A 15,918-nucleotide genomic window follows, 5' to 3' on the forward strand; every position below is an offset into this window, starting at 1 on the left:
CGGGTCACAAAAGAATAAAATCCTTGATTTTTCAGTGCAAAAGTTATGGCTTAATTTGCTTGTTGCGGAATCGCTGTCTGTGAATCGAATCAGTGGAATCATCTTCGAAAATATGCTAAAATACCTTAACACCTGATATATAATTGAATTTATGGAGGAAATATGGCATTAGAAGGACAGAAATTAGCGGAAGAGATAGCGGAGCTGGCGGCAGAGAAGAAGGCTTCGAATATTATGATTTTAGACCTTCGAAAACTGGATTATTGCGCGGACTTTTTTGTTATTGCGAGCGCGGATTCTTATGTTCAGGTGGGGGCGATAGCTGGTAATATTGAGGAAGATTTGAGAGCGCGAGGGGTATATCCTTACCATACCGAGTCTGATAGAAATAGCAACTGGATGCTGCTTGATTATTCGGATGTAGTTGTGCATATCTTTGAAGAGGGAACACGTAAGTTTTACTCACTGGAAAGGTTGTGGGGCGATGCGAAAGTTATAGAATTTGGAAAATCAGAAAAACCTGCAGAAGTTGTGAAAATGAAAGTTGTCAAAACAAAAAAGGCTGTGGCAAAGAAAGCAAAACCTGTGAAAGGGAAGAAAAAAAATGCTGGAGCAAGTAAAGCAAAACCTAAGGGAAGAGTTAAAAAAAGCTCTAAAAAATAGCGGAGTTAATGAATCTGATATTCCCGAAATAGGGTTTGAATCCCCGAAGCATATTAAATTTGGTGACCTTTCCACTAATGTTGCCCTTGGTATCTCTAAGAAACTAAAGAAGAACCCCCGAGAAACTGCGCAAGAATTACTCGGTAAATTGAATTTTGATAAATCTGTGATAAGCAAGGCTGAACTCGCAGGGCCGGGCTTTATTAATTTCTTCCTTTCCGATGCTTATTTGGGTGACCTCATTAAAAAAGCGGCAAAAGGTGAGAATTTTTACTCTTCCGATGCCGGAAAAAGTAAAAAAGTAAATCTTGAATTTGTTTCCGCGAACCCTGTCGGGCCTTTGAATGTCGTAAATGCCCGGGCGGCGGCAGTGGGGAATGTTATTGCCAATCTTTTAAATAACTCCGGCTTTAAAACCACTAAAGAGTTTTATGTTAATAATGTCGGGAATCAAACGAACACCTTTGGCAAATCTATCAGCCTGCGTTATCAGGAAGCTCTCGGGAAAAAGATAGAGTTTCCGGAGGATGGCTACGGCGGGGAATATGTTAAAGATGTTGCGAAAGCTATTATAGATAAAGAAGGCGATAAATACCTGGAAAAGTCAGAGGAAGAACGGATAGCCGTTTTTAAACCCATCGGATTATCGCTTATGATAGAATGGCAAAAGAAGAGTTTGAAAGATTACGGAGTGGAGTTTGATGTCTGGTTTTTTGAGAACGTGCTCCATGAAAAAAAAGAACTCGATAAAGCGTTCAATATACTTAAAGAAAAGGGCATGATAAAGGAAGAGGAAGGCGCAAAGTGGTTCACCTCTTCGACTGTTTTGGATAAAGAAGGGAAACCTCTGGATGACAAGGATAGAGTGCTTATTAAAAGTGACGGTGTGCCTACTTACCTGCTTCCTGATATCGCGTATCATTTTAGTAAGATAAGCAGGGGTTTTGAGTTTATAGTGGATATTCTGGGTCCGGATCATCACGGATATATTGGTAGGATCTCTGCCGCAGTAAAAGTAGGAGGGCTCCCTCTTGAAAATTTCAGAGTACTTATTGCCCAGCAGGTTAACCTGATTAAAGACGGAAAGCCGTTTAAGATGAGCAAGAGACAGGGTAATTTTATCTCTATGGATGAACTTGTAGAGGAAGTCGGGGCGGATGCGGCAAAATACTTTTTTCTCAGGCGAAGTTTGGATTCCCACCTGGATTTTGATATTGACCTTGCGAAGAAACAGACGGATGAGAATCCTGTGTTTTATGTCCAGTATGCACATGCCAGAATTTGTAATGTTATAGAATATGCAAAGACCTCCGGATTTCCTGAGCCGGATTTTGCTTCAGTCAATTATAATCTTTTGACCGCGCCGGAAGAGGCAGAGCTTCTCAGGAAGGTAGCTTCCTTCGGTGATACTTTGAATCATTCTGCTTTAAATTATGCGCCGCATCTGGTGCCAAAGTATCTGGAAGAGCTTGCGGGTTTGTATCATTCGTTTTACGCAAAATGCCGTGTGGTATCAGACGACAAAGAACTGACCACCGCGCGTCTTGTTCTGTGTTTTGGAGCAAGGAATATATTACGGCATGGTCTTGGTATTTTAGGAGTTAGCGCTCCTTCGCATATGTAACGAACACTGAAAGCATAAAGTTTAAACGAGTAATTACTAAGATTAAAGTACTAAGCACTAAAAAGGAAGATATTTAATATAGGTTCGATGATTTTGTTTAGAATTTATGACGTTATGCCAAAGAAAACCCCGAGCGTGAGCTCGTGGGATGAATTTGGCATGAATAATTTAAAATCTCCTATCGTCGAAACTCCGTGCGTAAGCTCGGAGAGGTTCATAATTTTGCTCTTACTTGGTTTTAAGTTTGTTTAGTGCTTGGAATTTTAGTCTTAGTGATTTAAGTTATGCTCATATATCTGTCCATCTACTGTGAAGTCTCTCTGTAAGCGGAGAATCTTTTTAAAAAGGAATAGGGATAATGGAAGTATTCATATATCTTTTGATAATATTTGCGATAATACTGGTGTTGCTGCGCCTTAAGGTAGACCTCGGGCTTACGCTGATTATTGCTTCTTTGGCGATTGGGACCTTCTTTTTTGTAAATCCCTATAAAATCGTTTTTGCGTTTGGAAATTCTATAATAGAAAAAGATAAAAGCGGTTCTTTTGTTACTCTTGAGCTTATTGCAATACTTTTCCTTATCAGTCTTCTTGAGATAGTTATGAGAAAAAGCGGAGCTTTTGACAGGCTTCTCGGGTCTATTGGTTTTCTGATTAAAGACAGGAGAAAGGTCACGGCGTTTTTCCCTGTATTTCTTGGAACACTTCCTTCAGCCGGGGGCGCCAGATTCTCGGCTCCTCTTACAGAGAAGGCAGCGGAAGGTCTTAAGCTATCTGCGGAGAAGAAAAGTTTTATTAATTACTGGTTCAGACATATTTGGGAGCCGGTTTTTCCTCTTTATCCCGGAGTAATATTTGCAGCAACACTCGCGCATGTTACTCTTGGAGATTTAAACAAATATCAGTCCGTATATTTTTTTGTTATGCTGCTGCTTGGCTGGTTGATTGCTTTTCATGGTGTTCCAAAACTTTTAAGATATGCTGATGCGGATAAAAACTCCGGTCAGCATATCTTGTCTCTTTCTGAAGGTATCTTTCCTGTAATATTTATTATTGCAGCCGTATTGTTTTTTCAACAGCCGCTCTTATTCTCTCTTTTTGTTGTGGTCGTTGCCCAGCTTTTTATTTATCAAATAAACGGAAAGAATCTTATGAAGTATCTTAAAGAAGCTTTTAGCATTAATATTGTTATGATGATTATCGGGGTAATGTTCTTTAAAAATATGCTCCAGGTTAGCGGAGCAATAGAAGGAATCGTAGAATTTTTTACAGTTGTAAAACTTCCTCTGACTATTTTACTTTTTGTGATGCCTTTTACCGTCGGTTTGCTGACCGGAGTAGTGCAAGCCTTTGTAGCTATTACCTTTCCTTTGCTTATTCCGCTTATAACCACCGGAGGAACCGTTTCTTTACCAATGCTGTCTTTTGCTTTTATGTCAGGGTATTTTGGGGTCTTGCTTTCCCCTGTCCATTTATGTTATCTTTTGACCTGCGAGTATTTTAAAACTGATATAAACCGTATCTACAAGTATATGCTGCCTGCAATACCCATAATGCTTGTAATAGGGCTGTTGATACTGAAAATGAAATGGTAAACAAAAGAAATTTACGATTGACAATTGACGATTTAAAGTAGGCAGTAAAAACTCTGCCAAATACAATAAGAACATACTAGTGAAAGACGTTACGGACCTTTATGGACATTATGGACTTTTAGACGTATTGTAGTCAAGTATCATTAGAAATTATTTTAGGAGGAATGAGAATGGAGAAGATCAAGGTTGGTGTCATCGGTTGTGGTAACATAAGTTCAATATACCTGAAGAACCTGCAACTCTTTAAATCTGTGGATCTTGTTGCGGTATCGGACATTGATTTGAAAAGAGCAGAGGCAAAAGCCGGGGAGTTTAATATTTCAAAATTTCTTTCCCCGGAAAAGCTATTAAAGGATAAAGACATACGAATAATTGTTAACCTTACAATTCCAAAAGCTCATAAGGATGTTGCAATGGCGGCAATTCGAGCAGGGAAGAGTGTTTACAATGAAAAACCTCTGGCAATTACCCGGGAAGACGGGCAAAAAATTATCTCTGCAGCTAAGAAGAAAGGTGTTTTGGTTGGCTGTGCTCCGGATACTTTTATGGGTGCAGGGATTCAGACGGTCAGAAAGATAATTGATTCAGGGGAAATAGGAAGACCCGTAGCAGCAACTGCATTTATGATGGGCTCCGGACCTGAAGGCTGGCATCCTAATCCCGAGTTTTTCTATCAAAAAGGCGGCGGCCCTCTCTTTGATATGGGTCCTTATTATATAACTGCACTTGTTAATTTAATCGGACCGGTTAAAAGGGTTACAAGTTCCGCACAAATATCCTTTAAAGAAAGAATAAAGGGATCCGAACCGAGAAAAGGCAAAAAAATAAAGGTGGAAGTCCCTACTCACGTATCGGGTGTTCTAGATTTTAAGTCAGGCGCTGTTGCAACAATAATTATGTCTTTTGATGTGAAAGCAGCGGGGTTACCCTGTATAGAAGTTTACTGTGAAAAAGGAACAATAGCTGTTCCGGATCCGAATACATTTAACGGACCTGTTAAGGTTAAAAGAAGTAACAAAAGCGGATGGGAAGATATTGCTCTTACTTACGGTTATTCCGATAATTCGCGGGGTCTGGGTGTCGCTGATATGGCATGTGCCTTAATTAGCGGGAGAAAGTACAGAGCGAGTGGAGAACTTGCCTTTCATGTTCTGGATGTTATGCAGTCTTTACATGAAGCCTCTGAAAAAGGAAAACATATTATGCTTGCGACGACCTGTACAAAACCGGAAGCGATGGTGAAAGGGCTTAAGGCTTTCGAGTTGGAAAGATAAAAAGAAATGACTAAGTACTGGTGACTATTGACTATTTAAGGAAGGCGGGAGAAGCTCCGCCGATATTTATATGAATATTGAAGTTTTGTTATTGTTTGCTTATTTGGAGAAAATTTGAATAATAAAACGAGGAAAGATGTGATTCTGTCAGCTTTTCTTTGTGTGGTTTTTGTCTTTGGTTGCAGTCGTTCTGATTTGACTCCTGAATAGAGGAATAAATATCCTCCATAAATAGTCAGTAGTCATTAGTACTTAGTCATTTGTTTTTTTTCTTGGAGGTGAAAGATGTCTAACTTAGCCGGTAAGCGTATTGTCATCCTTGTTGCCGAACAATTCCAGGATATGGAGGTAATGTATCCTTATTACCGGTTCAAAGAAGAAGGCGCGGAAATTATTGTCGCAGGAACGGGGTCGGCAGACATTTACAACGGTAAGTATGGGTATCCTATAAAGATTACAACTACTGCGGATAAAATTAAGGCTTCTGACGTTGATGCTGTTATAATCCCGGGGGGCTGGGCTCCGGATTTTCTTCGCAGATATGATTTTGTCAATAAGTTTGTCCGTGATGCTTTTGAAAAAGGAAAAATAATTGCAGCTATCTGTCATGGCGGGTCTGTACTCGTTTCAGCGCGGATTTTAGAGGGAAAAACTGCAACTGCTTTTAAAGCGATTAAAGACGATATGATTTACGCCGGCTGTAACTTTGTGGATAAAGAAGTTGTGGTAGACTGCAATCTTGTTACTTCTCGCACTCCGGATGACCTGCCTGCTTTCTGTAAAACAATAATAAAGGAGCTGACAAAATGAAGATACTTTATTCCTTAAATACTCCCTGTCTGGTTGTTGACTATCGCCTGCTCTTGAAAAATATTAAAACTATGGCTTCTTTTGTAAAAAAGAGCGGAGTAAATATACGGCCGCATTTTAAAACCCACAAGTGCGTGGAGATAGCAAAACTCCAGATTAAGTACGGAGCCATCGGAATAACTTGCGCTACTATTGATGAAGCAGAAGCGCTTGCTAAAGGCGGAATAAAAAGTATTCTTATTGCAAATCAACTTACGGATGAACATAAGATAAAGCGTTTGCTGAAACTTCAGAAAAATAATAATCAAGTAATAGTCGGTGTTGAAGACGAAACAAATCTTGCGCTATTGAATGATCTGGCGGGAAGACAAAAGAAGAAAATAAATGTTCTTATTGAAGTAGATACCGGTATGGGCCGGCTTGGAAGAGTGCCGGGAGCTGATACGCTTTGTTTTGCCGGTTTAGTCACGAAGATGAAAAATATCAATCTTCTTGGTCTTACTGGTTATGAAGGTCATGCAGTGTTTATCCGGAATAAGAAAGAGAGAAAGGAAAAAGCCCGAAAAGCTATGAAACTCTTGACAGAAAGTGCAAAGCTTCTCGTAAAGTACGGAGTACCTGTCGGGATAGTCAGCGCGGGAGGTACAGGTACTTACGATATAACGGGAAAAATCTCCGGAGTTACAGAACTGCAGGCAGGCTCTTATGTTTTCATGGATGAAAAATACAGATCTCTGATCAAAAGTTTTGAAGAATCTCTTTTTGTGCTGTCTTCAATTTGCGGGGTCAGATATGATGGCTCATATATTATTGATGCAGGCCGTAAATCCTTATCCTCTGAGTTCGGGGATCCTCAGGTTGGAAAAAAACCGATATTAAAAATGAGCGAGGAACACTCAAATGTTCAAGGCTCAAAAGTCTTTGCCGGACAAAGGGTATTGGTGACACCTACTCATTGCTGTACTACAGTGAATCTTCATGAAAAACTCAATGTAATAAATAAAAATGGCTCTGTCAAGGTCTGGAAAATTCATAGAGCTCGTTTGTAAGTAAATTCACTAAAAATAGCTACACAAAAACAACTTCTTTTGATATAATTCAATAACATTAATCTTTTACTGTCTATAGGAGGAAAAGCAACGGATGTTTATCTTTATTCGTCTTCTGGCGGCGCATTTGATTGCAGATTTTCTGCTCCAGACTGACAGGGTGTTTAAAATAAAGGTTAAATACAAATGGGGAGTGCTTTTGCACGGAGGCATCGTTGCTTTTACAACTGCTGTTTTTCTTCTTCCCTATCTTTCAAATACGATAATTATGTGTCTTTTCATTTTGGGTGCACTGGTTCATATCTTCCAGGATAAAGCAAAAATAACTTATAATTTGCAGATAGAAAAGAATAATCTCTGGACTTTCTTGCTCGATCAGTTTGGTCATATTTCGGTACTGGTAATTATCAGCTACGGTGCTTTAAATCTTGACCGTCCCGTTTATCCCGGACCTGCGTGGCTTGACATGATATACAAAAACGACCAGATAATGTATTTCGCTATCTGGTTTGTCTTGATTACCTATACTACTGCAATAATGCAGGAGTACATAAAAAAAATTATTACCGGCGATACGAAAGAAAAAATAATCTGGCCCACGCCCGGGCAGAAATATTTAGAGATTCTTGAGCGGGCGTTGATTTCTCTTTGTATATTTTTGGGAAGCTTTTGGTATGCCGGCGCAATCGCAGCTGCCATTGCGGGCTACTTGTTAGTCAGAGCAAAAAAATCACCTGTACTCAATTACCAAGTAGGTACAATTCTTGCAGTAATAATCGGTTTTCTGATGAAGCTTACCGTCTAAAAGAAAAATTTACAATTGACGATTTAAGGTGGGCAGAAAAAACACTCTGCCAAATATTATAATAATGCCTTAATGTAAACCGTTAATAATGTTCTATCTTGTAACCTTTTAACACTTCCTATATGTCTCCGCCGAATAAATTCTTAAAGGAGTTGCAATGAGTAAAGAAAGTATCTTGTTGATTAAAGAACTGACAGATGCACGCGGTATTTCCGGTTATGAAAAAGAAGTAAGTGTAATAATGGAAAGACACTTGGAATCCTTGACAAATATAACAAGGGATCGTCTTGGTTCTGTTATTTTTGAAAAGAAAAGCGGAGCCGGAAATAATACGCCAAAAATAATGATTCCCGGGCACATGGATGAGATTGGCTTTATGGTTAGATTTGTTACAGAAGAGGGATTTATAAAATTTATTCCGATTGGCGGCTGGTATGATCAGGTAATACTTTCACAGAGAGTCATAATAAGAACAAGTAAAGGGGACATTCTTGGAGTAGTCGGAAGCAAGCCTCCGCATATTATGACAAAAGAAGAACGTTCTAAAGTTCTTGAGAAAAAAGATATGTTTATTGATGTCGGTGCTTCTTCGAAAAAAGAGGCAGAGGAGGAGTTTGGAATAATGCCGGGGGATCCAATTATTCCGGACTGTCCATTTACTCCGATGAAGAATAAAAAATTATTCATGGCTAAAGCACTTGATAACAGGGTCGGCTGTGCTTTGGTTGTGGATATTATTAAAGCACTTGTAAAAGTTAAGCATCCAAATATAGTATACGGTGTCGGGACGGTACAGGAAGAGATTGGAAGTCGAGGTGCCAAAACCTCGGCTTTTTCAATAAATCCGGATGTGTGTCTGGTTGCCGAAATAGGAGTTGCAAACGATGTCCCGGGTACGGCGTCTGATCAAATCATAGGCAAGCTGGGAAAGGGACCGAGTATTTCTATTATTGACGGCGGAATGATTCCAAATATAAAACTCAGGGATTTGTCAGTTTCAATAGCCAAAAAAAATAAAATCCCGATGCAATTCACTACCTTAACCGGAGGGGGTACGGATGGCGGATCTGTGCATTTGAACGCGACAGGGGTTCCCAGTCTCTATATTGCGGTACCTATAAGATATATTCACACTCATGTCGGAATAATCAATATTGATGACTACGAAAATACTTTAAAACTTATGCTGGCTCTCATCAAGGTACTTGATACCAAAACGGTAAAAGGTTTGACGGCGTGACAATTACTTCCGTTGAGCTTCTAAAGAAATTATCTGAAGCCGATGGTCCTTCAGGTTATGAAAAAGAAGTAAAAGACCTTCTCTTTGAATACATGAAAAACAACGGGGAAGTTTCTAATGATAAACTCGGGAGTTTGATCTGTAAAAAAAAAGGAACTCAATCTAAACCAGCCGTAATGCTTACCGCACATATGGATGAAATTGGTTTTATGGTTAAGCATATTGCCGAAAACGGTTTTATTAATTTCTTGCCTCTGGGTGGATGGGCCGCTCAAGTTTTACCTGCGAAAAGAGTCAAGATAAAGACGGTCAAAGGGGATGTCATAGGAATTATCGGAAGCAAACCTCCTCATCTTATGACAGCGGAGGAAGAAAATAAACCATTAATGTTAGAAAGTCTTTTTATTGATATAGGCGCTTCGACAAAAGCAGAGGCTCTTGAATTTGGAGTAAAAATCGGAGATCCTGTGGTGCCGGTGACTGAGTTTTTTCAGATGCAAAATAAAAATATTCTTCTCGGAAAAGCGTTTGATGACCGTGTCGGCTGTGCGGTGATGGTAAAAGTTATGAATAATCTGAAAAATGAAAAGCATTATAACTGCGTCTATGGGGTTGCTGCTGTACAGGAGGAAGTGGGGCATAGAGGAGGCACGACCAGTACCTTTATGGTAGATCCCGATGTTGCTATTGTCCTTGAATGCCGCATTGCCAATGATTTTCCGGGCGTTGAAAAAAACGATCTATACAGCTCCCTGGGAAAAGGCGCTTTAATTACTTTTTATGATCCGGGAATGATCCCAAATTTAAAATTAAGGAACCTGGTGGTTGAAACGGCCAGGGAAGAAAAGATACCTTATCAGGCCTATACCGTAAATACCGGCAATACGGATGCTGCGGTAATTCATAAGAACAGAAGCGGTGTTCCAACAATCGTAATAGGAGTCCCAACAAGATACTTTCACAGCCACGCAGCAATAATCAATCTTGACGATTTTGAAGCAGCCGTAAAATTAGTAACAGCCGTCATTATAAAGATGGATGCTAAGACAGTGAACGGTTTTACGGAGTAAAAACGAAAGGTTGCACGTTCCACGTTTACACGTTACTCACGTTCTTTTTAAGGGTGTTATTATATATAAAAAAAGCGAAAACAACGGTTTTATTAGTGTTTTATTTAATAATAACACATTAATGTTGAACGTTAGTAACGTGAGCAACGTGTAACGTTCTAACAATTTTAAAGTGCTCTTTAATTGCAAGTTTGGATCTTTTATGTTAATATAGCTTTATGATAAAAGGATTTATGAAAAAAGCCTTAGTTTTATTGTTTTTAATGCCGATTTTCCTGTATTCTGCTCTAAATACAGGATCTTCCGCTGCTTCTTTCCTTAAAATTAATGTCGGTGCCAGGAGTTCTGCTATGGGCGGAGCTTTTACAGGTATTGCGGGAGACAATGAAGCAGTACTTCTTAATCCCGCCGGTCTGGCTCTAGTTAGCGTTCCAGAAATTTTAGGCGGGCACATAATTTGGTTCTCCGATATGTCTATTGAGCATGCTCAGTTTGCCCTTCCTCTCAATAAAACCGTTGTTCTCGGTCTTGGTTTTATATATATGAATAATGGTGTCTTTGATGCGTATACTTCCGGTGCGGTGGCCGCGGGTACTTTCACCGCTTATGATCTCTCTGCCGGAATATCGCTTGGAGTTAAAATTACAGATTTTATTTTTACCGGTATTTCAATTAAATATATAGCGGATAGTATAGAAACCGCTTCTTCATCAAGTTACGCTGCTGATGTTGGTTTTATTTTTCATGAACTGGTGCCCGGGATTTCTTTGGGTGTTTCGTTTTTAAATTTTGGAACTCCCGTGATGCTGGGTTCAATTGCAGAACGGCTGCCAAGGTGTGTCCGTGCGGGTTTTGCGTTTTCGCCTTCACCTGAAGCGGTGATTACTGTTGACGGGGTTTCTTACCCCTGGGAGGGAGATCTCAACATTGGGGTAGGTATGGAACTTTATATTCATGAAAAGATTGTATGTTTAAGAGCCGGTTACATTTATCCCCTTAATACAAAAGTAACTGATTATATTTCAGGTCTTAGCGCCGGTATCGGAGTTAATATTGCACCTCTGACTTTTAACTATGCGCTGGTCCCAAACAGTGAGATGGGGTATTTGCATCGTATTTCTGTAGCTTATGCTTTTGGTGCAAAAAAGAATGCGAAAGCCCCGGCAGAACAAAATAAACCGAAAATTTCTGTACCTGCTCCGGTTTTAGTGGTGGCGCCTCCTGCTTCTGTTCCAACTCTGCCCATTGAACCGCCTGCCCCTATTGTTCTTCCCTCTAGAACACAAAAATCCGGACAGAAGGTTGCTGTTCTTAGGCAGTTTACCTCTAAAACTATAAATGACTCACAGCGTCGTTCGATGTTTGAAATCATTAAAGCAGGGCTTCTTAATTCTAAAGCGATAAAGACTTTACTTGTAGATACTGCCGATTTACTTCCTGAAGAGCTTAATTCCATTGCTGTTATCACCGGGAGTATAGAAAAGAAAAATGATTTAATTTCAGTGAAAGCAGTACTTTATGAACCCTTGGGCAATAAAGAATTGACTGCTTTTACTTCAGAAGCCAAGTCACTTATAGATATTCATTTGAAAGCAAATGAGCTTGCCAAAAAGATAGAACAATATCTGGTTCAAATGGTAAACGAAAAACAAACTCCTGAAAAATGAAAAAATGCAAAGTAATATTTCAACCTGAAGGGAAAAAAGTTCAGACCGTATCCGGTGTTACAATAGCAGCGCTTGCGGCAGAATGCGGAGTTCGCCTTGAAGTTCCGTGTGGAGCCGTCGGAAAGTGCGGTAAATGCAGGGTGGAAGTGTCAAAGGGAGAGGGTGTTTCTGCTCCTGATGGCGAAGAAACTGCTTTACTTTCAAAGGAAGAATTAGAAAAAGGGATAAGACTTGCCTGCAGGACCAAAATAACAGGAAACACTGTTATTTCTATACCCCGTTCCAGCCGTCTTCAAACCCAGAAAATATTGGATGTTGGGATACAGACCGAAGTAAAATTAGTGCCTGCTGTAAAGAAAATATTTTACAAAGAATCTCCGGGGGAAAGCGATTTGCCGGTGAAATTTTCCGGAAATATTGGTGAACTTGCAAACAGTACTATGGTTTTTTCTACGGCGGATAGCGAACTCCTGACCATTGAACATGGGGACACCACTGCAATACTCTATGGAATGGCTTTTGATGTCGGAACAACTACGGTTGTCGGAACTCTGGTGGATTTAAAGACCGGAACGGTAAAAGCGACCGCGGCGGATATGAATCCTCAGGTGGTTTACGGGGATGATGTTATTTCCCGGCTTAATTTTTGTCTGGAAAATAAGAACGGACTTGCAGAGTTAAACAAAAAGGTTGTAGATGTTATTAATAAACTTATAAAAGAAGCCTGCAAAGAAGCTAAAACAACCCCGGATAATATTTATGACATAATTCTATGCGGCAACACGACGATGGAACACCTGCTTTTGAAAACCGATCCCAAACCTTTGGCTACGTATCCTTTTATTTCAACCCTCACGCAGAGTATGAACAAAAGAAAAGCCTCCGAAATAGGCGTAAATATCAATAAAAAATCCTATGTCAGGATTTTTCCCGTTATTGGCGGGTGGGTCGGGGGAGATACTCTTGGAGTTATCCTTGCAACCAATCTTTACAAGACAACGCATATGAAACTTGCAATAGATATAGGAACAAACGGGGAAGTGGTTCTCGGAAATAAAGACCGTCTTGTTGCGGCTTCCTGTGCCGCAGGGCCTGCATTTGAAGGAGCGCACATTCGTTCAGGCATGCGCGCCAGTAAAGGGGCCATTGAGAAGATAGATCTTTTAGACGGCAGGATTATTTGTCAAACTATAGGGGATGCGGCTCCTGTAGGATTTTGCGGGAGCGGACTTATTGATGCGATGGCACTTCTAGTGGAAAACGGGATAGTGGAAGATACCGGAAGGATAAAAGATAAAAGCGAACTGCCGGCAGAGCTTCCCGCAGAGATAAAAGAAAAGCTTGTAGAGCATGAAAATGGAAATGAATTTATGTTTACAGGTTCTATAAGCTTAAATCAAAAAGACGTGCGTGAAATCCAGCTGGCAAAAGGCGCAATGCTTGCCGGTATTAAGATATTAATGAATGAATTGGGGATCAAAGCGGACGACATTGTGGAAATTCTTCTTGCCGGAGCCTTTGGTAATTACATCCGAGCAGAAAAAGCCCTTGCCATTGGACTTATTCCTCAAGTAGCGCTTAAAAAAATAATTTTCTGCGGTAACGCCGCCGAGGAAGGCGCAAGAAAAGCACTACTTTCAATAGACCTGAGAAAAGATGTGGAAGAAATCGCAAAAGCAGTAAAATATGTAGACCTGTCGGCTAGTCCGTTGTTTCAGGACATATTTGCGGAGTCAATGATGTTCCATAGGAACATCTGATATCACATCCGCCAGTCAAATAAGGCGGATCTTTTGAAGAGATTTTAAGTGAGATGGCACAGATAGTAAAATAAGAATAAAAAATTTAAGTTTTAAAATGCATTTTAAAAATATTGGCGGAGCTTTTTCCGCCTTCATTAAATTGTCAGTCGTCATTTGTCAATAGTCAATGTATTAAAGGGGAGTTTTATGAAAAAGCTTATAATTACAGCTCTGATAGCGGCATTCGCCTTCGCCGGTTGTTCTACGCAAAAGGCCGAGACTAAACGTTACACACAGGAACGGGAAGAGGTGGTACGGAAGGCGACGCTTAACGACGGGGTGTCTTTGATAACAAAAGAGATTGGGAACGGTGTGACATCTTTTTCTGTCTGGTTTAAGACCGGCTCCAGGAATGAATCGGACGCGGACAGCGGTATTTCACATTTTATAGAGCATCTTATTTTCAAGGGGAGTAAGACAGGTAAAGTTAATGACCTCTCAAAGACTATAGAGGGTCTGGGCGGTCATCTTAATGGCGCAACTTCCCATGATTTTACTTACTATTACTTTACCATAGCCTCAAAGTTTGCAGATACTGCCATGGATGGGATGATGGATTGCCTTATTAATCCCGCTTTTGATGCCGGAGAGATTGGAAAAGAACGCAAGGTTGTTATCGAAGAGATTGTGAGGAAACAGGATAATCCTTACGGTTATTTATTCGAAAAAATATCGGAAGTTTCTTATGCTTCTCATCCTTATAGACGCCCGGTTATCGGTACTAAGGAAATAATTGCGAATGTCAGCCGGGATACGCTTGTAAAATATTACAGCGATCATTACACTCCGGAAAATATGGTGATAGTCGCAGTCGGGGATTTTGATACTAAAGAACTTACCGGAGAGATAATGAAATATTTTAGGGGCGGAGAAAAAAATACAAGCACGGCTCTCGGACATATCAAGGGTGATTTTAAAAACGGAAAAATAGAAGAAGAGTCGCATTTTAAGCAGACTTATCAGGCTTACTCCTGGCTTGCTCCGAATGTAGAAAGTCCGGATACTTACGCAATGGATGTTTTATCCATAGCTCTAGGGCAGGGAATGAGCAGCCGGCTTTATCGTCAGGTTAAAGAAAATAAACAGCTTTGCCACAGCATAAGCGCAAACTACTCCACAATGAAAGATGAAGGCCTTTTTATAGTTTTGGGTGAACTTGAATATGATAATAAGGGAAAATTTAGATCAGCAATTATGGAAGAGATAGAAAAAGTCAAGAAAGAGGGAATCCCCCAGGCTGAACTGGATAAAGTCATCACTGTCATTGAAAACGGCTATATTTTTGAACATGAAACAAACGAAGCCGTGGGCCATTCCCTGGGCTATTACGAAGTCATCTCGAGCTACAAGCAGGAACTGACCTATGTGGACAATATTAGAGCCGTAAAAACAGAAGACGTAAAGCGTGTAGCCGAAAAATATTTGGCAGGAGACCCTGCGGAAGCGGGGCTGAGGCAGAGTGAGAAAAGTGGAAAAAGTGAGTAAAGTTTTTCAAAAGTAGTATTTTACTCCTAGGGCGAAGACGGAGATGTTTATCTGATTTAAGGTTGTTGTTTGGGTGGGGGTTTCGGTTACAACATAAGAAAGATCTACGCCGCCTCCTATGGAAAAGCTTATGTTCTTAAAGGCGTCTACGGGGAACAGCTCTAAAAGCAACCAGAGTCCGGGGGAATAAGTGATTGTGAGATTAGGATTTTGTGTCGGATCCCGTCTGTAAAAAAACTCCGGAGTAAGCTCCAGCAAGGCATTATCCTGTCTTGTTATAACTATGGGTAATTTTATTTTTCCCGCATAACCCCTGAAAGAATAATCATGGATAGCCGTAGTGTCAAAATTCAAAGTAACTTCCGTTCCAATGGAGTCGCTAAACCAGTAAATAGCCCCCAGCCCTTTTCTTTCATAATCCTCATACCAGATAGAAACCCCCGCCTTCCCTGAAACGGAAACCTTCTCCGCCCCTAACACTGCAGTACAAAGAATAACTGAAACAAGCAATAGTTTTTTCATATTTTAATTATAACACAAAAAAAGAAGAAAGACATCCCTGATAACTCCTGTAAATACTGAGAATTTTATTACTCTTGCTTTAGCCCGTAGATGATGTTGATTCTATACAGATGCTTTTTTACCCTAAGAAAACCAGGAAATTTCTGTGAAAAAATGAAAAATTCTTCAAAAGACCTTCAGAAATCAATAAAATATTCAAAATTGGGGTATAAAAGGGTTGAAATAACCATGTATGGAGTTATATAATATGGTTAGTATTTATTTATGACTTACAGATTTAAATGAGGTGCAATATTAACCAAACACTTTGTGT

General features: G+C 40.0%; 13 protein-coding genes. 12 read left to right on the top strand and 1 reads right to left on the bottom strand.

What is annotated here, in order from left to right:
* Positions 1–162 precede the first annotated feature (162 nt).
* The 12 genes from A2536_11960 (at position 163) to A2536_12015 (ending at position 15,083) form a co-directional block, all read left to right on the top strand.
* A complete protein-coding gene (locus tag A2536_11960) occupies positions 163–663 on the top strand; it encodes a ribosome silencing factor (GenBank protein ID OGF44535.1) in 501 nt (166 codons plus the stop codon).
* A complete protein-coding gene (locus tag A2536_11965) occupies positions 605–2,287 on the top strand; it encodes an arginine--tRNA ligase (protein ID OGF44477.1) in 1,683 nt (560 codons plus the stop codon). The genes A2536_11960 and A2536_11965 overlap by 59 nt, the downstream gene beginning before the upstream one ends.
* A 358-nt stretch (positions 2,288–2,645) precedes the next feature.
* Complete coding sequence (locus tag A2536_11970; GenBank protein ID OGF44478.1) at positions 2,646–3,881, top strand: hypothetical protein; 1,236 nt, start codon at positions 2,646–2,648, stop codon at positions 3,879–3,881.
* A 170-nt stretch (positions 3,882–4,051) separates the two neighbouring features.
* Positions 4,052–5,155 (top strand): oxidoreductase, encoded by a 1,104-nt coding sequence (locus A2536_11975; GenBank protein OGF44479.1) that lies wholly within the window; start codon positions 4,052–4,054, stop codon positions 5,153–5,155.
* Positions 5,156–5,440: 285 nt separating this feature from the next.
* Positions 5,441–5,965, top strand: a complete 525-nt coding sequence (locus A2536_11980; GenBank protein ID OGF44480.1) for a protease — start codon at positions 5,441–5,443, stop codon at positions 5,963–5,965.
* On the top strand, positions 5,962–7,014 hold the full coding sequence (locus A2536_11985; GenBank protein OGF44481.1) for a hypothetical protein: 1,053 nt from the start codon (positions 5,962–5,964) through the stop codon (positions 7,012–7,014). Before A2536_11980 ends, A2536_11985 begins: the two co-directional genes overlap by 4 nt.
* A gap of 94 nt (positions 7,015–7,108) precedes the next feature.
* A complete protein-coding gene (locus A2536_11990; protein ID OGF44482.1) occupies positions 7,109–7,819 on the top strand; it encodes a hypothetical protein in 711 nt (236 codons plus the stop codon).
* A 157-nt stretch (positions 7,820–7,976) separates the two neighbouring features.
* Positions 7,977–9,059 (top strand): peptidase M28, encoded by a 1,083-nt coding sequence (locus A2536_11995; GenBank protein OGF44483.1) that lies wholly within the window; start codon positions 7,977–7,979, stop codon positions 9,057–9,059.
* A 2-nt stretch (positions 9,060–9,061) separates the two neighbouring features.
* Complete coding sequence (locus A2536_12000; protein OGF44536.1) at positions 9,062–10,129, top strand: peptidase M28; 1,068 nt, start codon at positions 9,062–9,064, stop codon at positions 10,127–10,129.
* A gap of 218 nt (positions 10,130–10,347) precedes the next feature.
* Positions 10,348–11,796: a hypothetical protein gene (locus A2536_12005; protein ID OGF44484.1), complete on the top strand. Its 1,449-nt coding sequence runs from the start codon at positions 10,348–10,350 to the stop codon at positions 11,794–11,796.
* Complete coding sequence (locus A2536_12010) at positions 11,793–13,556, top strand: hypothetical protein (GenBank protein OGF44485.1); 1,764 nt, start codon at positions 11,793–11,795, stop codon at positions 13,554–13,556. Before A2536_12005 ends, A2536_12010 begins: the two co-directional genes overlap by 4 nt.
* 189 nt (positions 13,557–13,745) lie before the next feature.
* Positions 13,746–15,083: a hypothetical protein gene (locus tag A2536_12015; GenBank protein ID OGF44486.1), complete on the top strand. Its 1,338-nt coding sequence runs from the start codon at positions 13,746–13,748 to the stop codon at positions 15,081–15,083.
* Positions 15,084–15,089: 6 nt separating this feature from the next.
* Here A2536_12015 and A2536_12020 read toward each other — a convergent pair whose 3' ends face one another.
* Positions 15,090–15,605 (bottom strand): hypothetical protein, encoded by a 516-nt coding sequence (locus A2536_12020; GenBank protein OGF44487.1) that lies wholly within the window; start codon positions 15,603–15,605, stop codon positions 15,090–15,092.
* Between the last annotated feature and the right edge of the window lie 313 nt (positions 15,606–15,918).

The sequence above is a fragment of the Candidatus Firestonebacteria bacterium RIFOXYD2_FULL_39_29 genome, assembly GCA_001778375.1.
GTDB lineage: Bacteria > Oederibacteriota > D2-FULL-39-29 > D2-FULL-39-29 > D2-FULL-39-29 > D2-FULL-39-29.

Excerpts from the sequence above, each read along its gene's own strand:
- A2536_12005 (OGF44484.1), top strand. The coding sequence starts at position 10,348 with ATGATAAAAGGATTTATGAAAAAAGCCTTAGTTTTATTGTTTTTAATG.
- A2536_11980 (OGF44480.1), top strand. The coding sequence starts at position 5,441 with ATGTCTAACTTAGCCGGTAAGCGTATTGTCATCCTTGTTGCCGAACAA.
- A2536_12015 (OGF44486.1), top strand. The coding sequence starts at position 13,746 with ATGAAAAAGCTTATAATTACAGCTCTGATAGCGGCATTCGCCTTCGCC.
- A2536_11975 (OGF44479.1), top strand. The coding sequence starts at position 4,052 with ATGGAGAAGATCAAGGTTGGTGTCATCGGTTGTGGTAACATAAGTTCA.
- A2536_11965 (OGF44477.1), top strand. The coding sequence starts at position 605 with ATGCTGGAGCAAGTAAAGCAAAACCTAAGGGAAGAGTTAAAAAAAGCT.
- A2536_12010 (OGF44485.1), top strand. The coding sequence starts at position 11,793 with ATGAAAAAATGCAAAGTAATATTTCAACCTGAAGGGAAAAAAGTTCAG.
- A2536_12020 (OGF44487.1), bottom strand. The coding sequence starts at position 15,605 with ATGAAAAAACTATTGCTTGTTTCAGTTATTCTTTGTACTGCAGTGTTA.
- A2536_11995 (OGF44483.1), top strand. The coding sequence starts at position 7,977 with ATGAGTAAAGAAAGTATCTTGTTGATTAAAGAACTGACAGATGCACGC.
- A2536_11970 (OGF44478.1), top strand. The coding sequence starts at position 2,646 with ATGGAAGTATTCATATATCTTTTGATAATATTTGCGATAATACTGGTG.
- A2536_11960 (OGF44535.1), top strand. The coding sequence starts at position 163 with ATGGCATTAGAAGGACAGAAATTAGCGGAAGAGATAGCGGAGCTGGCG.
- A2536_11990 (OGF44482.1), top strand. The coding sequence starts at position 7,109 with ATGTTTATCTTTATTCGTCTTCTGGCGGCGCATTTGATTGCAGATTTT.
- A2536_11985 (OGF44481.1), top strand. The coding sequence starts at position 5,962 with ATGAAGATACTTTATTCCTTAAATACTCCCTGTCTGGTTGTTGACTAT.